The sequence below is a fragment of the Galbibacter pacificus genome, assembly GCF_029603165.1.
GTDB lineage: Bacteria > Bacteroidota > Bacteroidia > Flavobacteriales > Flavobacteriaceae > Galbibacter > Galbibacter pacificus.
Window position 1 is genome coordinate 566,325 of sequence record NZ_JAQSVC010000003.1, and the last position, 17,758, is coordinate 584,082.

Consider the following 17,758-nt stretch of genomic DNA (forward strand, 5'->3'; position numbering starts at 1 on the left):
CTAAACTACTGATTATGACAATTTTTGTCTACTCGATAACCTTGATTACAGGAAATCGAAAGTTCTTATCCGTCATGTTATTTGCCTTCTTTACATGGAATGCAATAGCACAAACCACTTATGATTTTTCTACCCCACCTATATTATCAAGTGAAGGAGGTACGTGGGATGATAAAGCTGTTTTTACTGTAAATGGCGTTGAATATTCTATTAGCAATGGTATTAATGGAGATCTGACTGCTCCAACTACCGGAGGGAAAAACAATTCAGCATGTTTAAGAAAACAAGGAGCAAGTACAGAAACCTTACTATTCAAACGGGTAGATAACCAACCATTCTATTTTTATGGCTTTTGGTTGAAGGGGGAGGGAATAAATTCATACGATGGATCGGGAGGAATATCCCTTCCGCCATTTTATATAATCAACTATCATAAAGCCGGAGGTGGGACAGAAACCTATACCGACAATACCCCGATGAGTTCTGGGACATATACTGTTTATCAGAATGAAATAACTCAGCATATTGAAGTAACCAGTATAAGCATCAACCTGCAGGCTAATAGTGATTTTTGGATCGATGATATAAGCGTATCCTCCGACGATGATCTGCCACCGCTAATAGCTTCTACCTCTAAAGGCAATGTAGGGTGCAATGGAGATAATTCAGGGAGTGCTTCCGTAGTGGTAGTAAGCGGAGATCCACCCTATACTTATGCTTGGAGTCCTTCCGGGGGGACCGGAAGTCTTGCTACAGGGCTTTCTGCAGGAACATACACATGTACAATTACAGATAATAGTGATAGGTCCATAGTGAAAAACTTCACAATAACAGAACCTACGGCACTGAACAGTAGTATTACAAAAACCGATCCTACTACGGAATTTGTCAATGACGGAACGGCAAGCGTTACAGCAACCGGAGGCGTATCCCCTTATAGCTATTATTGGTCTCCTTCCGGAGGAACTGCTCCTACGGCTACCGGTCTTGCAGGGGGGACATATACCTGTACCATAACAGATAGTAACGATTGTACTACCATGGAGAATATAACGTTGATTACTCCCGATAACACCCCACCTTCCGGCTATTCGGTAACGCTGGACTTATTGGGCGAATTAGTCATTAATAGTTCCAATCAGTCCATGATCGAGTTTTCGGGCTCGGGGCTGGAGGTGGGCGCCACCTTGCACTATTCCTTTGAAAGTGACGCAGGGGGCAGTGTGGTATCAGGTACCCGTACGGTCACTTCCGCTAACCAGCAGTTTGATAACGGTGGTGCCGGGTTTGACCTCTCCGGCCTGGCCGATGGCCATATTACCTTGACGGCATACCTGAGCGATCCGGCAGGAAACCACGGGGCGGATGCCGTTGCTACGGGCACCAAAGACGCTGGGGCCCCTTCCGGATATTCTGCGGCCTGGGACGATGCCCTGATAAACGCCACGGAAGCGGCAGCTACTTCGTTCACCATTTCCGGTGCGGAAGTGGGCTCGACGCTAAATTATGTCATTTCCTCCAGCGGGGACGGGAATACGGCGACTATCACGAGTAACAAATTGGTTGGTAGCTCAGAAGAAACCCTTACAGTGGACCTGAGCAGTTTGATGGACGGCCACTTGACGGTCACCGCTTCCCTTACCGATGACAGCGGGAATACGGGAAATGTTGTCACCGACAATTCGGCCGTCCTGGACCAGACCGCGCCAAATGGCTATAGTGTATCGATAGACCAGGACCCAATCGATAGATCCAATCAACCTGCCATAGGCTATACCTTTGCAGGGGCCGAAGCGGGGGCCACCTATAATTATACGTTCTCCAGTGGCGGGGGCGGCACGGCCGTTACCGGAACCGGAGCCATCAGCACGGCTACCGCCCAAATTACGGGGATTGACCTTTCCGGACTGGAAGATGGGACGGTCACCCTTTCCGTAACCTTGGAGGATCCTGCCGGGAATGTGGGCTCTCCGGTGACGGATACCAGTACAAAGGACACCAATGAAGCCCCTTCGGCGAACAACCTTTCTATAGTTGGGCCGCTTACGGTAGGAGAGGCCTTGACGGCCGGCTACACCTTCAGTGACCCCGACGGGGATACGGAAAGCGGGACGGCATATAAGTGGTACCGTGCCGATGATAGTTCTGGAAGCGGGAAAACGGCAATTGCAGGGGCGGTTTCCGGCCAATATGCGCTGCAAAACGAAGACAGGGGAAAATACATCAGCTTTGGGGTAACCCCCAATGACGGGATTGACCTGGGTACGACCGCAGAGAGCGCGCCGGAGGGCCCGGTAAAGGTGGACCAGGCCATTGCCTTCGGGGCCATTGCCCCCAAGACGTATGGAGCTGTACCGTTCGCCTTGGGCGAACTACAGACAGACGAAGGTTTGACCGTCACGTATGTGGCAGACGACCCGTCGATAGTCGGCATCAGCGGCAATCAGGCCACCGTCCTCAAAGCGGGAACCACAGTAATTACCGCGGCCCAGAACGGAGACGAAACGACCAATGTTGCAGTATCGGTACACCGAACATTAACGGTGAACCCGGCAACCCTGACGGTAGCAGCAGAAGGCAAGTCCAAGGTTTACGGGGAAGCCGACCCAACGTTGACGGTAAGCTATTCGGGCTTTGTGAGCGATGATGATGAGGCGGACCTTGGCGGCAGCCTGACGGTAGCCCGTGCCACAGGCGAAGATGCGGGGACTTATGCAATCACGGCCAGTGGTAAGACTTCAGTAAATTATACGATCAATTACACTACAGGTGAACTTGAGATCACGCCGGCCACTTTGACGGTCTCGGCCAATGCCGGTCAGATGAAGGTCTATGGGGCGCCCGACCCTGAGCTGGCCTATACAGTTGACGGCCTTGTAAACAACGATACCGAAAACGTCTTAACGGGGGCCCTGTCGAGGGCCCCGGGAGAAGGAGCGGGAAGCTATCCGATCGATCTGGGGGATTTAAGCGCAGGGGACAATTACGACATTGCCTTTGAAACTTCTGAATTCGTAATAGCCAAAGCCGCTCAGGAGATAACCTGGGACCAGGAATTGAACTTCAGCTGTGACAGCGGTCCTGAAATCGCCCTGACCGCAACGGCCAGTAGCGGACTGCCCGTTTCCTATACGGTACGGGACCCGTCCATTGCAGGGGTCATGGCGGGCGTTTTACATAAAAAGCTGTCGGGGGGCACCTTGGCCATGGCACATCAACCGGGCGATGAGAACCATCTTCCGGCCACTTCTGTGGAAAAACAGGTGCTTGTAAGCCAGGCCGGCCTTATTCGCCAACATTGGGGGGATGTCCTGGTATTTGATAACAGCAGCGGGGACTTTGTGGGTTACCAGTGGTATAAGGACGGTGTGGCCGTCCCGGGTGCCACCGGGCAGTATTATCATGAGAACGGCCCTTTGGACGGCAGCTATCGCGTAACGGCAACCACGGAAGGCGGAGCGGTCATCACCTCTTGTTCGCTGGAACTGTCGGGAGAAGAATTCACTAAAAAAGTCAGCATCCTACCCAATCCCGTAGCGGCGAACGCAGCATTTGTCCTGGAGAGCGATTTTGAAGGGTCGCTACTAAACGGGGCCACCGTCAGTATCATCGACCTCAACGGAAGGGCCCTGCAAACGCTCCCGGCGACCGGTAACCGGACAAGGCTTGGCGCGCCCTCGCAATCGGGAATATATGTGGTATCGCTAAGCCTGCCCAATGGCGAGAGAAGGACAGTAAACCTTTTGGTAAGATAAAACAGCAAATCAATCAGCAACCGATGAAAATAAAAATATTAACAGGCCTGTCACTGATAGGGGTACTATTTGGACGGGCCCAGGAAATAACGTTCAAATTAAACGGGGGACTATCAGGGATCTCTTATGAGAGCCCCGTGGGAAATGGATCTTTGGGTCTTGGAGGGGGTACCGGTCTTGGATATACCTATTTTTTAAACGGTCGTTGGGGCATCCAGACCGGGATCGAGGCACAATATAACGGTAACACCTTTGAGCTGGACGATGGCCGGCAGGTCACCTCCGATGAGATAGACGATCAGGGGTCCGCGTTTGAGTACAGGGCAAGCGCCGTAAGTTATAAAGAAGAACAGCACTTTTATTCCTTTGCCGTTCCGTTGCTGTTGCAGTACCGGGGGAGCGTCTCGTCAAAAACGGGATTTTATATAGGTCTTGGGGGAAAGGTATTGTTCCCGACCGGACAGAAAATAAAGGCCGGTGCGCAGACATTGTCCCTGAGCGGTTATTATCCCGATCTGGACCTGGAGATAAACGACCTTCCGGTGCATGGGTTCGGTACTGTCAATGACTGGGAGGACGATACCAGTGTATCGCTAAGAACATCGGTGTTATTGAGCATGGAGGGCGGGCTTAGTTTCCGGTTAAGGAAGAACCTAAGGCTGTATACGGGAGTATATGCCGATTACGGCCTTACGGACCTACAAGGGAAAGGCCCATCGTCAAACTTGGTGAGTTATAGCGCCGGGGGCATTGAGGCAACCGCTGCCAATGGCGTGATGAGTACCGAAGGGACCGTAAAGAACAGCAATTACCTCTCCGCGGGGATCCAGGTGAAGTTGGGCTTTCAGCCCGGGAAGAGGGATGTTCCAGAACAAGGGGAAGAACGAATAGTCGTAAAAGAAACTGTGGAGGTGAAGGAGCAGGCACCGGTAGTTGTAAAGGAGCCTAAGGGAGGGGCAGCAAAGCGGCCCGTCTTTACCGGTACGGAAATCGCTTATATAGAGGGGCCATTGGTCTTCGGCAATATCGACCGGACGGACATACCCGAACCATTGACAGGACGGTTGGACACCATTGCCGATATGTTGAATAAAGAGGAGACCGCACAGCTCCGGATCACGGGCCATACGTGCAATGTGGGGAATGAATCTTTAAACAAAAGGATCGGGATGGAAAGGGCGGTGGCGGTGGCAACTTATCTAGAGGCACAAGGGGTGTCCAGGGACCGGATGGAACTGCTGTCGAAAGGGGAATCGGAACCTTTGCTGCCCAACACCTCTGCTGAAAACAGGGAAAAGAACAGGAGGGTTTCCATCGATGTGATTTCGGAAGAATAAAAGGGACAGTGTCTTTTAAAAAGGCAATTAATGAAGCACCACAGTTCCCTCAGATGGTTTGCTATTAAAAATGGTTCCGGTGATGGTAGATACAGTGTAGAACCGGTCATATATAACCCTCTTCTAATAGCCATAAGATCTTTGCTTTTGAGCAACTCACTAATCTTATCATTTTGGGCTCTTATAATTGCTAAGCAACTGTAAAATTAAATGTCTGGATATAGGGGGCTTCCGCATACAATTCTATCATTATTCTAAAGTTCATTATGTAATTATTTTATAAGATAATCGGAAATTGCCAGATTATGTGCTTTATTTATTACATCTTAATCCATGCATAAAGGGCCTGCATATATAGTTTTAATTCCCTCCCGTCCTATAAACTTGACGTTTTTTTCCTCCGCCACCATTTTGAGTTCTTCACTTATCAACACTCCCTTATTGGTTTCTCATATGATTTGCAACGAATACCCCTTAAAAGGACATAAACTGCAGCAACGCATATGTTATCCTCAAATTACTGAACATCAGTAATTTGAATCGATATATACAGTAGCTTTCACATATCAAAAAACAGACGTAGAATTTAAACAAGTTTTGTTATGCGAAAATTACAATTATCTATAAGTGCATTTTTGGGAGCTTCAAAAATCCTCTTTGCACAGATTGGCGGCATCGAAGATTCGGTAGCCAATATCTCCGATACCATCCGGACAATTTTTCCCATGACTTTAGGGGTCATCTTTTTAGTGGGCTTCTTGTTCAATGCCGGACATTTCTTCGGGGAGAACGCCGACCTGAAGAGAGGGATTACCCGGGTATTGGTCTTTGTACTGATAGCCGGGGCCGTGGTCGGGATCTTTACCTATCTCATCGGAATCGTGGTCTGATGAAACAGTTCGCCGTCTATAGAAATATCCGAAAGGGTGCTGTCATCATGGGGCTGTCCATCTCCCTGTTCGCCCTTATGATGGCTTCGGTCATCGGGTCGCTCTTGGTCATTATATTTTCCTTTAAGCTTTGGATTATCATAAGCCTTTTTCTCTTTAATGGAGCGCTGTATGCAGGGCTGTTAAACAGTGCATGCTTTTCATTCACGCTTCGGTCACGACTGCCCCGGACCATTTCCAATAAAAAATCAAACTTTTTAAACAATGAAGATCAATTTTAACACATACCATCCCATTCTGGACATACAGGGCCATACCGTCTTTGCCGCTAACGGCAATCTGGTACTGTGCTATAAAGCGTCACTTCCCGAGGTATATTCCCTATCGGAATCCGATTTTGAAAAACTCCATGGGACCTGGTTCCAGGGATTAAAGGCCCTGCCTGTGGGAACGGTAATCCATAAACAGGAATGGTACCGAAAAAAGAACTACCAGGGAGCAGAACTCCCCCGAAAACATTTTTTACAAAAAGCCACCTTTCGTCATTTTAAAGACCGGGAATACCTATCCCATGAGAGTTATCTGTTTTTTACCTGTCCGATGCCCCTTAAAGCCGTCTCGGCCAATCCCTTTCGAAAACTTGGAAAGGGGTCCTACAGAAAAACCGATGAAAAAATCCGGGAGTTCACCCGGGCGGTTTCCGATGCCGTGGCCTATATCAATAACAGCCGACAGCTATACTTATCGCCCATGTCTTGTGAGCTTGTAAAAGAACTTACAAAGGGTTATTTCAACGGGTTTCAAAGGGAGGTGGATACCGATGTGCTGTTGGGAGGGCAGGCAATTCAGGCCGGCGATCAGTATGTGGACGTACTGGCGGTCACCCATGAGGGCTGTTTTGGGGAAGGAGTACAGAGCAGTAAGGCAAACCCCAAGTATACCTCGGATACCTTTGAGTTTCATCAGGGTTTTATCGACGGGCTCGGACTGGATATAAAAGCGGATCATATCATCAACCATATCCTGTATATCGATGACAGGCACCAATGGCGCAGGTTATTGGACAAGCGGGTGGAAGAACTGCGCAAAAGTGTTCGTTTCGGTTCCCGGAACAAAGTGACCCTTGACAAGGTCGGGCAGGTTCTGGAAAGGCTCAATACCGATGAAAGTGCCCGGATTGTTCGCGGGCACCTGAACGTTCTTTTTTGGAGCCCGGAAGCCGGGTGGCTCAATAACATTTCTTCAAAAGTAAAGGCCGTTTTTAAGGAACTGGATATCATGCCCTATGCCCCTAAGGGCGAAGACCGGAAAAGCTATTTTCTGAATTCATTTTTTACCCACAGTTCCAATTTCTCAAATGCCGACCTGTATGTGACGGACTTAAAGCACGCCCTTTGCCTATGGGTCAATACCACCAATTACCGGTCCGATAAGAAAGGGATTGTTTTTAATGACCGGCAGTTTAACATCCCGGTAAAAAAAGATGTCTGGGACAGGGATAAAAAACGTATCAAGGCACGCAACTTTGCCATCTTTGCCCCCACCGGGGAAGGAAAATCCTTTTTGGCCAATCACATCCTCCGGCAATATTTTGAGGACGGTGTCCGATTGGTCATCATTGACTTGGGCGGTTCCTATACGAAGTTTGCCAAACTCTATCCCGATGACCACCTCCTGTTGCGCTACCAAGAAGGGAAAAGCCTCGGCATCAATCCTTTTTACCTGGCCTCGGAGAGCGACCTGACCCCGGAGCGCCTGGAGAACCTAATGGTCTTTCTTTCCGAGCTGATGGCCGGTGACGCACCTTTTTCCAAGGGTAAAGAAGTCGCTTTAAAAAAAGTGCTGCTGTATTACTACAGAAAGGTGCGTAAGGGGCATTCCCTGAATTCCCTGTACGGATTTGTGAGGGCAAGAAAAGAAAGCATTTTAAAAGCGCTGGCTATCAGGGAAACCGACTTTAGCCCCTATGCCTTTTTGCACATCCTCTCGGAATATGTAAAGGGAGGGCTGTACGGTTTTCTCTTTGGTATGGAAGAAGACCGGAGTTTCCGGCTGGAGGACAAACGGCTCATCGTTTTTGAACTGGACGAGATCCGGGACAACAAGGAGGTGCTCTCGGTGATGCTCAAACTCATAAAGACCGCGGTGCAGCGTACCATTTGGCGGAACCGGTCCGAACGGGGCATCATCCTCTTCGATGAATTTGCCAAGCAATTGAAGTTCAAAAACGTATTGGAGAGCGTGGAGTTTTATTACCAGGCCATCCGGAAGCAGAACGGTGCCATCGGGATCATCCTGCAATCCATCAACCAACTGCCACAGAACAGTGCCTCGGCCAGTATTTTGGAGAATACGCAGGTAATCTACAGCCTGCGCAATGAAAAGGGGTATGACGCACTGGTACAACGGCTCCAGCTCTCCGGTCATGACCATGATCAACTCGCCTCGCTCCGGAACAACTTTACGGGAGCACGGACATACACCGAGGTCTTTATCAAAATTGGCAAACAGGGCAATGTATTCCGATTGGAAGTACCCCCGGAGGTCTACGCCGCCTATCTGACCGACGGGAAAGAAAACGAGCACATCCTGCAATTGTATAAGCGGTCGGGTTGTATGGAAAAGGCCATCCGGGTATTTGTAAAACAACAACAAACATGAGACTATGAAAAGAATTATAAAGAAAGAAAGTCGTCTAAATTTAATGTTATTATGCATAACTGTTCTATGCCTGTCCGGCGGCGCTACCGCCCAGGGGATGCCGGTGTATGACAACACCAACTTTATCAGCCTGGCCAAACAGCTTATCGAATCCGGAAAGCAGACCTCCCAGATGATCCGGACCGTGGAATTTTTAAAACAGCAAAAGGAAAACCTGGTAAAGGTCAATTCGGTGATACGGCAACTCCGGGCGCTCAAGGAACTGACGGCAAACAACCAGCGCCTTTTTGAAATGGTACGGTCCGACCTGCAAGAGGTCTTGCGCTCCCCTTATATCAAAGCGGATGAAACAGGGCGGATATCGGATTCCTTTGATGCCATCATGGTAAACGCCGTGGAAAGCCTGGAATATGTAGAGCAGCTCTTATCCAATAATCTGTTGAAGATGACCGATGCGGACCGGGTACGGCTCTTGACGGAAAAAGAACAACGGTCCAAGGAGATGGTGGCCGAGATTGAAAACAAGCTGCGCAGGTATCATGAGATTATTTCATTTCGGAAGATGCAGGCCATTATCAACGGCAGGAAAACAGATTACTAAAACATGCAGGGGATGCTTTTATATATCGGACTGGAATATGTGGACGCTGTTTTCCAGGCAATCAAAAATAGCGACTTCTCCCGCTATACCATTACCGGGGTCAAATCCCTGGCAGTGCTTTTGTTCTTGGTCAATATCCTAAAGAAATACCATGAAGGCGCGGTAGCACGCGACGGATATACCTGGGGACTGTCCCCGGGGGAACTGGTCAAAAACTTTGCCGTGGTGCTACTGGTTATCTTCTCGACCCGGATACTCGGCTTTTTTGATGCAGTTCTAGTAGCGGTAGAAAGCAGTTACAGGGATACGGCCCCAGCGCTCCTTCCCTTGCAGTTACAGGATGTGGAGATCGAGCGGGAAGTGGGCGCCGTGGAAGCCGCCAAAAAGGCATTGGCCCTGCTGTATGAATCCCTGGTGACCCCGCTCTATGGCATGAAGCTCCTGGCCTTTATCCTAGCCGTTTTCTTGTGGTTGATGGACCTGTTTATCTATCCGCTGTTTTTGACAGAGCGCTATTTTCTTTTGGGGATCATGCAGGCTTTCTTTCCACTGGTCATCAGTTTGGCGGTTTTTGAAAAATTCCGGGGGCTCGCCTATAATTATTTTAAGCTCTATACCGGCGTGTACATGCTGGTACCGGCCTTTTTCCTAGTCAATGTCTTTGTCAACAACCTCTATCGGGAAATCAGCGGGAATTTCTGGAATGATCTTTTTGGAACTGACTGGGGGTCTGAATTTTTTGCGCCGCTGATCGAACTGGCCACTGTGGGCTTTATCGTGCTCATCAAATTTAAACTGTACAAGAGGGCGACCTCCTTTGTCTTTAGACTGTTTACAGGAAACTAAGTAACAAACCATACAAATTACAAGACTTCTCAGATGAAACTAAAAACACCTTATAAGAACATTTACCGGGTACTGGGGCAAAACCGGCTCCTTGTGCTTGCTTCTATAATTGGGAGTGTGATTACCTCGGTAGTCTCCCTGCTACTGGTCATCAGACTCCATAAAGAAACCCTTCGAAATGCCTTTGTGATTGGCCGTCATGGGGATGTGATCCCCTTAAAGGTAGCCACGGAACGGGAGAGCCTAAAGGTAGAGGCACTGGCGCACCTGGATCGTTTTCACCGCTGTTTTTATGGGCTGGATACGGGAAATTACAGATCACAACTTGAAAAGGCCCTCTGGTTGGGGGACAGCTCGGTGGATGAAGTCTACCGCCAAAAAAAAGTTGAAGGGGTCTATAACCGGTTGCTGCAATATGCCCTTTTGCAAAAAGTAACCGATGTACAGCCCAAAGTCCATCTTGACAAGAAGCCCTTTGTATTTGAAACGCAAGTGTACTTTGAAATCAAAAGAGGCGGGGTGACCGACCGGTACAAGCTGGTGACCAGCGGGAAACTTATCCGTATTGCACGGAATTTTCCGCACAACCCGCATGGGCTTTTGATAACGGATTTCTATGAAAACAGCCTGCAAAAATTAAACCCTTAAACTTTTTAAGATTATGGAATGGACAAAAGACAAAAAGAAACTGATCTTTATGGGAATGGTGCTCTTTGCCCTCCTATTTATCGGGGCCTATGGAATCCTGACTTTTGGAGGGGGCAAAGAGCCCTTTTTAGAGAAGGGAACGGTAACGGTTCCCGAACTGGAAAAAGATACAGAAGCATATAAGTCGCGCCTGGAAGCCGTAGATGCCCTGGAAGATGAGCGGGAGACCACGGTGCCGAGTGTATACCCGGAAAAGTATCTCGACAGCTCGGGATATTACAACAAAAACCTGTCGGACATGGAAAAGAAACGGATCATGGACAGTGTGTACGAGTTGGGAAAACAGCGGTATCAAAAACTGCATTCATACCGGAGTCCAACTTCAAAAGCAGCGACTAACAGCGCTGTTAAAAAGCGAGCGCAATCCAAAAAGGAGCAAATAAAAGAAAAAAAGACCCACATTAAGGAACTGGCACTGGCGCATCAACTGTTTTTTGCCTCCAACCCCCAAACAATCCCGGCCTTATCGGTAGCCGGAAAACAAATGGCCGCTATTCCCGTAACCGTTAAGGGGACACAACGCGTTAAGGCACACGAGCGTTTGGCGTTAAAACTTGAAAAAGCGGTTACCATAGGCAGAAGACACTTTAAACGGCACACCCCGGTGTACGGGATAGTATCCTTTAAGCCCAACCGGACCTTATTGCGTATTGATAATATCACGGGCATTCCAATAGCAATGACGGCCTATGACCTGCAGGACGGCGGGGAAGGCATCTATATCAAGAACAGTTTTCGGGAACAGGCCCGAAAGGAAGTCTTGGGCGATGTGGTGGAAGATATAAACATAGCCGGGTTGCCCCAGGTAAACGGGATCAAACGGATTTTTCAAAGAAACAACCGAAAGGTAAAGGTCACAGTCCATGACAACTACCATTTACTGTTAAAACCAACTGATCATTAAAAAAAGAAACGATGAAAACACCCATATGTACAGGAATACTGATGCTCACTTTTTTGGCCCATGCACAAACTCAGACGGAGGTATTGGATACCTTATACGGAAATGACAAAAAGGTGGTGGCGGTATTTTTCCCCGCCCCCATAAGACAGGCCATTGTAGGCGGCGAACATTTTACGTTTAACTACAACAGGGAGTCCGGGCAGTATTTTGGACTGTTGCAAGCGCTACCGGGACCCCCCGGAAACCTTTTGGCCATTACCACCAAGGGAAACGTATATACCTATATTATAAAATATACGGAAAGCCTTCCCCGGTTGAATTATTTCTTGGATAAAAAAGAGCGTATCGGCCGGGAAAAACCGGAAGTTAAAAAGCCTGTTTCAGCATCCAGACCCGATTCTTTAACAAAGGTGTACTACACTAAATTTTCAAGGTTTTTAGTAAAGCAAAAGTCGGAGAGACTGGCCATGAAAAGGAAAAATAAACTTGCATTAAAAATCCACAAGCTGGTTTATGAAAGCGATGAAATGTTTCTGGTGATGGCCCTTATCAATAAATCCAAGATAGATTATGAGGTAGATGCGGTAAGGATAGCAAGCGTGGTCGGTAATAAAAAACGGAAATCTTCCTATCAAGAGGTGCCCATACAACCTATTTTTTCATGGCAGGCACCTACCATTATACAAAAAGGAGCTATCAAAAAATTTGTGTTCGTACTTCCCAAGTATGTTTTTACGGGGAATGAACGCTTAAGGATTTCTGTAGAGGAACGAAACGGGAGCAGATCGATGCAGGTAACATTAAGACACCCCCATATAAGCCTATTAACTATTCCATAAATAAGTTGAGCTTGTATTTTATATAGGCTTTATCAGACCGATTTAATTGTATTGCCTTTCTCTAAAAGGGTAAATCCTGGTACATGCTGTTCAATTCACTTGGGAATTATAGCGGCTAAGTATAGAGGGGGAATATTTAAGGAGTTAATCATCAATATTGCTGCTTATTTATCGAGTTATTTTAATTAGTATATTTGAGACATTATTTTTTCTTATTAAATATATGGCTAAATTTTTATGGATCAATGAAGAAAAAATCAAAATCGTTAGCAAAAATACTATATGCAATAGCAAGAGTTTTGGCGCTTGTTTATTTCATTATCATCGGTTATTCCTTGTTCTGCCTTCTTACAGGAATAAATATGAAAATAACAAGAGATACGGATATTGCAAGTATCCTTTATCCTTTTTCAGAAAATCCATTTTTGAATCTGGAGAATCATAAACCATATCTCCTCTTTGGTTTTATATTGCCTTTACTACTCTATGCTTTTTTCTTTTTGGTGGCCTCCAATGTGTTTAAAGTTTTCACTTTAGATAGGTTGTTCACCAAAGAGAACATAAAATACCTTCAGCTATTTTATGGTATCAATTTGTTCTTACCATTTCCAATTGCCATTTTATGTAGCTTTTTTATCAAAATCCCCAATGGTATCTGGATGTTGTCACTGGTACACTTTATTCTTGGGGTTTTTATTTACTTTCTTGCCGAAATTTTCACCCAGGGAATTGGTCTGCAAGACGAACATGATTTGTATATATAGTTATGGCAATAGTCGTTAATTTAGATGTGATGCTCGCAAAGCGAAAAATGCAAAGTAAGGAATTAGCTGAGCGGATAGGAATAACCACGGTCAATCTTTCCATATTAAAAACAGGAAAGGCAAAAGGGGTCCGGTTTGAAACACTTGATGCCATTTGCGAGGTTTTGGATTGCCAGCCTGGAGATATTCTTGAACGTAAGGTCAATACGACTTAAGAACCGTTAATTTATGATTATCGATAGGAAATGACACCTAGTAATTGGAATCATAATCAGTCCCTTATAATCGCTTTTTTGAAGAAAGGCCTATAGATGATTTACGGATCTTTATTTTCTTCTTTTTCACTCTAATCCCTTATTCATCAACGTTTGACCCCGATTTATGACAATCGTGTATTTTAACTTTAATCGATCGTATGTTATTAGTTTCTTTGTATTGCACCAGAAAAAACAAGTAACCCGGCCATTATTGAATTCAAAGGGCGCTATTGTATTCCATTGTATCTATAAGGGGTTTGAAAATTTTTTGGAAAGATAGCAAAAATGTAAGGGTAAAAACTCTCGGTTATCTCAAAAGCAAATAGGCTATCTCCTGCGAAACATGTTTCCATAGAGCTGTCAATTACAGTATGGAAAAAGACAGTAGTCATATTTAATTTTGGCAAGGAACGCATACAGGATTCCTCCCGAACTCTCTTTTAATCGAATATAGAAATAAATAATAATTGTTTATAGTTAATTAATTATTGTTTTATTTTAATTTATATATTTGTAACATTAATTTTTAATTTAAACAATCTTTATTTATGAAACACACAAGATCAATTTTGCTTTTAGCCAGTATCCTGGCTTTATTATTCACTTTTACAAGTTGTTCAGAAGATGATGATTCCACTCCACAGCCAAGAAATATTAAATATGAAATAACCGGAAATTATGGCGGAAGATTAACCGTTTCCTTTGCGGATAAAAGTGGAAATATTCAAACCATCAATGTCAATTCGCTGCCTTGGTCAGAATCGTTGTCTATCGATAGCGACATCTCGGCTATTGCACTGTCAGCAGGCAATAGCGGTGTTGACAATCCTGGAGAATCAGGAGAAACCATTACATTGAAAATTTACCGAAATGAAGAAGCGGTCGAAGAATCAACCGCGACGGCAACAAATAATGGGTTCATAGAATTAGGTATATCATATTCATTTGATTTATAAAGAAAAACTATTGTCTTGTACTCTAATAGGAAAAATAAAACCCATTAAAATGAACATCCAATCAATATTCGCACTATCGGCCGTTCTTAGCTGTTCAATCCTTGCAATGGCTTTTAGCAACAGCAAGCAAAAAGAGTGCTCCTTTTCAAAAAAAAACCAATCGACAAGCCACACTTATAATGCTTCCCAAGATACCATTCCCCTCTCAACGGCAGATTTAGGGGATTTTCCTTTTTTTGGTTTGCCCAAAAACACGCAATATGTAAACAAGCCGATGCAACGGGACTTTGATGAAATCTATTTCCCTGTAAGCGGAACAGGTAAGTTGGAGAAAATTAGCGGACGTTCCTTTAAGGCATATGTCACGGGTTCAGGAAATAGTGAATGGAACCAGGCGTATTTTAAAAGAAGCTATGATGAGGCCATCAAAGAAGTCGGTGGCGTAAAGCTTTTTGAGGGTAAATTCTCACTCGAGCACGTGAAATTTATGAAAGAGAATGCTGAATATCTGGGCGAAGAGGGCTCGTTGGATTTTTACAACAACCCCATCCATTCGTATATCATCCGCAGACCGGACGGCGAGGATGTTTACATCCAGTTTGATGCAAAATATGGAGCCATTCAGATTCTTCAAAAAGAAGCCTTTAGGCAAACCATAGGGTTGATAAAAGCAGACCAAATTGAAAAAGATTTGAATGAAAAAGGAAAATCCATTTTGTATATCAACTTCGATACGGACAAAGCGACTCTAAAACCAGAAGGGAAAACGGCCATATGGGAAATCGGCCATGTCCTTAAAAACAATACCAATTTAAAAATGGCCGTTCATGGTTATACCGATAACATAGGAAACCAGGCTCATAATATCACCTTATCCGAGCAACGGGCACAAGCCGTAGTTACGGAATTGGCGTCCTTGGGCATAAGTAAATCCCGCTTGACAGCGGAAGGATTTGGCTCGCAAAGCCCCATTGCCGATAACACAACACCCGAAGGAAGGGCAAAAAATCGACGGGTGGAACTCATCAAAAAATGACCGTAAAATTTAATTTCCTTGAAATGACGAACATCCATACAGTTCACAAGCGCTTTAAATTCTTTTTTCCTATCTTTTTTTTTGCATTTGGAATGCCGGTTTTCGCGCAAGTAAAGAAAAAAGCAGCAGCAAAAGAGCTGCGTTTCGCCTTAGAAGAACGGTACAAAAGTGATAAAGCCTATGCCGAAAGCAGGAGGGCCGCATTTAACAGGGGCACCTGGATCGGTTTGGAATTATCGGATTTGATTGCCACTTGGGGACCCCCTTCAAGAATGGTTTCCGATGGTGCAGATGGTAAGATAGCGGTATATGAGAAGGCTTCTTTTAACTCCGGCGGCACCTATACACCAGGGTATGTGATTACAAACGGATTTGGAAATGTGGTCGAGGAAAAAAAATCAGAAGATACCCGTTGGTCCAGTTCCTATTTTGAGACCATTGGTGTGTATGCCGATAATAGCGGCATTATCAGAGAGATAAAATACGACAATTCTTATACAGAAAACAAGAGATGAGAAAACAAGAATATATTGCAATACTGATTTTCTTTCTTTCAATAACCGCAACCTATTCACAGGGCAAGTATTTTGAAATAGTAGCTGAAAAAAACACCCACCCATACGATGATCGGGGATACATCTATTATGGCCGTATAAAACCCCTTGATGACCAACCCTATGCAACATTGCACTTTAAAGACATAAGCAAGGGAACGCTTCACAAAGCCATTATGGATTACTTAAAGAAGCGGCCCACTTTGATTTTAAAGCCAAAGTTTACGAATGAGCACCTTATTATATACAGGGATTTTGCAACCATTGGGAATAAGGAACAATGCTTTGCAGGTCTAACGGGGCTGGTGTATATGTATATTATTCCTGAAGAAGACGGAACGGTAAAACTTGATGTAAGCACCAGTGAAATATTCGCCTCGTTAAATGATGCCGTACTTCGGATTACCATGGACGACAATGTGGCTTCAGATTCGGATGCCCCATTCAACAAATATAAATACGTACAACCTGCCGATAAAATATATTTGTCATCAGGTTCCACCGCTTCAAAAATTTTCTTGGGGTCAAGAGCAAAACGAAAAAAACATTCGCTTAAACAGGCATATCCTGACAGCATATTTGACCCCGAGGGAAATGTGGTAAATCCAGTTAATAAAGCCCTGATTGAGGACTTTTTTAATAAATATGCAGAAGATTTAAATACATACCTAAGCCATCGATTTAAATAAAAAACTGTCAACATACAGACAGTCCCAAACCCTGGAAATATGAAAAACATTCTTATTTTACTCATTTTAAATACCGTTATAATTTCCTGTAAACAGGGAGAGAATAAAAACGTTGAGGAAAAAGCTACCCTTTCGGTTTCACAAACGCTTCCCGTTACTTTAAAAGAAGACTTTAGGGAAGGAATCATAGATGTGGACATCCATTTTCCAGGAAGTCAATTAAGCAACATATTGAATAAGATTGAGCCAGGAAAAGGAAGTATCGAACAGCAGTTAAAGTCATTAATCGAAGTACTTTCTTCTGAAGAACAACAAAAAATAAATACCGTTACTGCAAGCAACCCATTTGTGGCCATGCAAGTTCTGATGGCACCATTGCATAGTATCATATATGTTAAAGAAAACATAGCAACTGCCAAATGCGATGGATTAAGTTATCATATTGAAAACACGGTAGATACCCATTCAAATACCGGAACCGTGTACGTTGTTTCACGAGCCGATACTTCCAATGCCATTACTATTGATTACGATAAAGACTTTTTTGGAAAGAGCCAATTTCAAACAAAAATTGACACGGAAACTTATACCAGGCAGACAACCCGTGAAACCAAGGTCATCGCTGGCTACATATGCAAAAAAAGCATTTATATCTCAAAAACAAATGCTCCCATGAGTGTAGCAAAATTAGAGGTCTGGACTTCAGAACAAATGCCCAAATCGCTTAACTTTATTCATCCTTACTACATAGAGGAGCCCAATGGCATCATGAAAATAGACTTATTTGCAAATGGTATAGATGGTACCGCTATGGTGTATGAATTTAAAACCGTTTCCAAAAAAAAGCTGAGTGCTTCAGATTTAAGTATTGTTGAAAAAAAACCGGTTTACAAGGCTAAAACCGATTTCCAGAAAATATCCGGCAAGCTTATGGGAATCATGTTCGGAGCAAATTAAACAC

Annotated in this window: 17 protein-coding genes; all 17 read left to right on the top strand. The window is 45.0% G+C overall.

Annotated elements, in window-relative coordinates; genetic code table 11:
- The first annotated feature begins 14 nt into the window (after positions 1-14).
- The 17 genes from PSF86_RS10935 to PSF86_RS11015 all read left to right on the top strand — a co-directional run bounded on the left by PSF86_RS10935 (position 15) and on the right by PSF86_RS11015 (position 17,754).
- Complete coding sequence (locus PSF86_RS10935) at positions 15-3,755, top strand: MBG domain-containing protein (RefSeq protein ID WP_277900111.1); 3,741 nt, start codon at positions 15-17, stop codon at positions 3,753-3,755.
- Positions 3,756-3,778: 23 nt separating this feature from the next.
- Positions 3,779-5,092 (top strand): OmpA family protein, encoded by a 1,314-nt coding sequence (locus PSF86_RS10940; RefSeq protein WP_277900112.1) that lies wholly within the window; start codon positions 3,779-3,781, stop codon positions 5,090-5,092.
- Between the two features lie 602 nt (positions 5,093-5,694).
- The gene (locus tag PSF86_RS10945) at positions 5,695-5,982 is read left to right on the top strand and encodes a hypothetical protein (protein ID WP_277900113.1); all 288 of its coding nucleotides are present in this window, start codon (positions 5,695-5,697) and stop codon (positions 5,980-5,982) included.
- Positions 5,982-6,263, top strand: coding sequence for a hypothetical protein (locus tag PSF86_RS10950; RefSeq protein ID WP_277900114.1), 282 nt, complete (start codon positions 5,982-5,984; stop codon positions 6,261-6,263). Before PSF86_RS10945 ends, PSF86_RS10950 begins: the two co-directional genes overlap by 1 nt.
- The gene (locus tag PSF86_RS10955) at positions 6,247-8,643 is read left to right on the top strand and encodes a TraG family conjugative transposon ATPase (protein WP_277900115.1); all 2,397 of its coding nucleotides are present in this window, start codon (positions 6,247-6,249) and stop codon (positions 8,641-8,643) included. The genes PSF86_RS10950 and PSF86_RS10955 overlap by 17 nt, the downstream gene beginning before the upstream one ends.
- Positions 8,644-8,686: 43 nt before the next feature.
- On the top strand, positions 8,687-9,244 hold the full coding sequence (locus PSF86_RS10960) for a conjugal transfer protein (RefSeq protein WP_493559036.1): 558 nt from the start codon (positions 8,687-8,689) through the stop codon (positions 9,242-9,244).
- 3 nt (positions 9,245-9,247) lie between these two features.
- On the top strand, positions 9,248-10,090 hold the full coding sequence (locus tag PSF86_RS10965; protein ID WP_277900117.1) for a hypothetical protein: 843 nt from the start codon (positions 9,248-9,250) through the stop codon (positions 10,088-10,090).
- A gap of 33 nt (positions 10,091-10,123) precedes the next feature.
- Positions 10,124-10,738 (top strand): conjugal transfer protein TraK, encoded by a 615-nt coding sequence (locus PSF86_RS10970; RefSeq protein WP_277900118.1) that lies wholly within the window; start codon positions 10,124-10,126, stop codon positions 10,736-10,738.
- 13 nt (positions 10,739-10,751) lie between these two features.
- Positions 10,752-11,702, top strand: coding sequence for a conjugative transposon protein TraM (gene traM / locus PSF86_RS10975; RefSeq protein WP_277900119.1), 951 nt, complete (start codon positions 10,752-10,754; stop codon positions 11,700-11,702).
- Between the two features lie 11 nt (positions 11,703-11,713).
- Complete coding sequence (locus PSF86_RS10980) at positions 11,714-12,541, top strand: DUF4138 domain-containing protein (protein ID WP_277900120.1); 828 nt, start codon at positions 11,714-11,716, stop codon at positions 12,539-12,541.
- Between the two features lie 362 nt (positions 12,542-12,903).
- Entirely contained in the window at positions 12,904-13,305 is a 402-nt protein-coding gene (locus PSF86_RS10985; RefSeq protein WP_277900121.1) for a DUF2975 domain-containing protein, read from the top strand.
- 2 nt (positions 13,306-13,307) lie between these two features.
- On the top strand, positions 13,308-13,520 hold the full coding sequence (locus PSF86_RS10990; RefSeq protein WP_277900122.1) for a helix-turn-helix domain-containing protein: 213 nt from the start codon (positions 13,308-13,310) through the stop codon (positions 13,518-13,520).
- 590 nt (positions 13,521-14,110) lie between these two features.
- Positions 14,111-14,518 carry an MmpS family transport accessory protein gene (locus PSF86_RS10995; RefSeq protein WP_277900123.1) on the top strand — a complete coding sequence of 136 codons (408 nt, stop codon included), beginning with the start codon at positions 14,111-14,113 and terminating at the stop codon, positions 14,516-14,518.
- A 49-nt stretch (positions 14,519-14,567) separates the two neighbouring features.
- Positions 14,568-15,554 (top strand): OmpA family protein, encoded by a 987-nt coding sequence (locus PSF86_RS11000; RefSeq protein WP_277900124.1) that lies wholly within the window; start codon positions 14,568-14,570, stop codon positions 15,552-15,554.
- A complete protein-coding gene (locus tag PSF86_RS11005; protein WP_277900125.1) occupies positions 15,551-16,069 on the top strand; it encodes a hypothetical protein in 519 nt (172 codons plus the stop codon). Before PSF86_RS11000 ends, PSF86_RS11005 begins: the two co-directional genes overlap by 4 nt.
- Positions 16,066-16,797, top strand: coding sequence for a hypothetical protein (locus PSF86_RS11010; RefSeq protein WP_277900126.1), 732 nt, complete (start codon positions 16,066-16,068; stop codon positions 16,795-16,797). The genes PSF86_RS11005 and PSF86_RS11010 overlap by 4 nt, the downstream gene beginning before the upstream one ends.
- A gap of 39 nt (positions 16,798-16,836) precedes the next feature.
- Complete coding sequence (locus PSF86_RS11015; RefSeq protein WP_277900127.1) at positions 16,837-17,754, top strand: hypothetical protein; 918 nt, start codon at positions 16,837-16,839, stop codon at positions 17,752-17,754.
- Positions 17,755-17,758 lie beyond the last annotated feature (4 nt).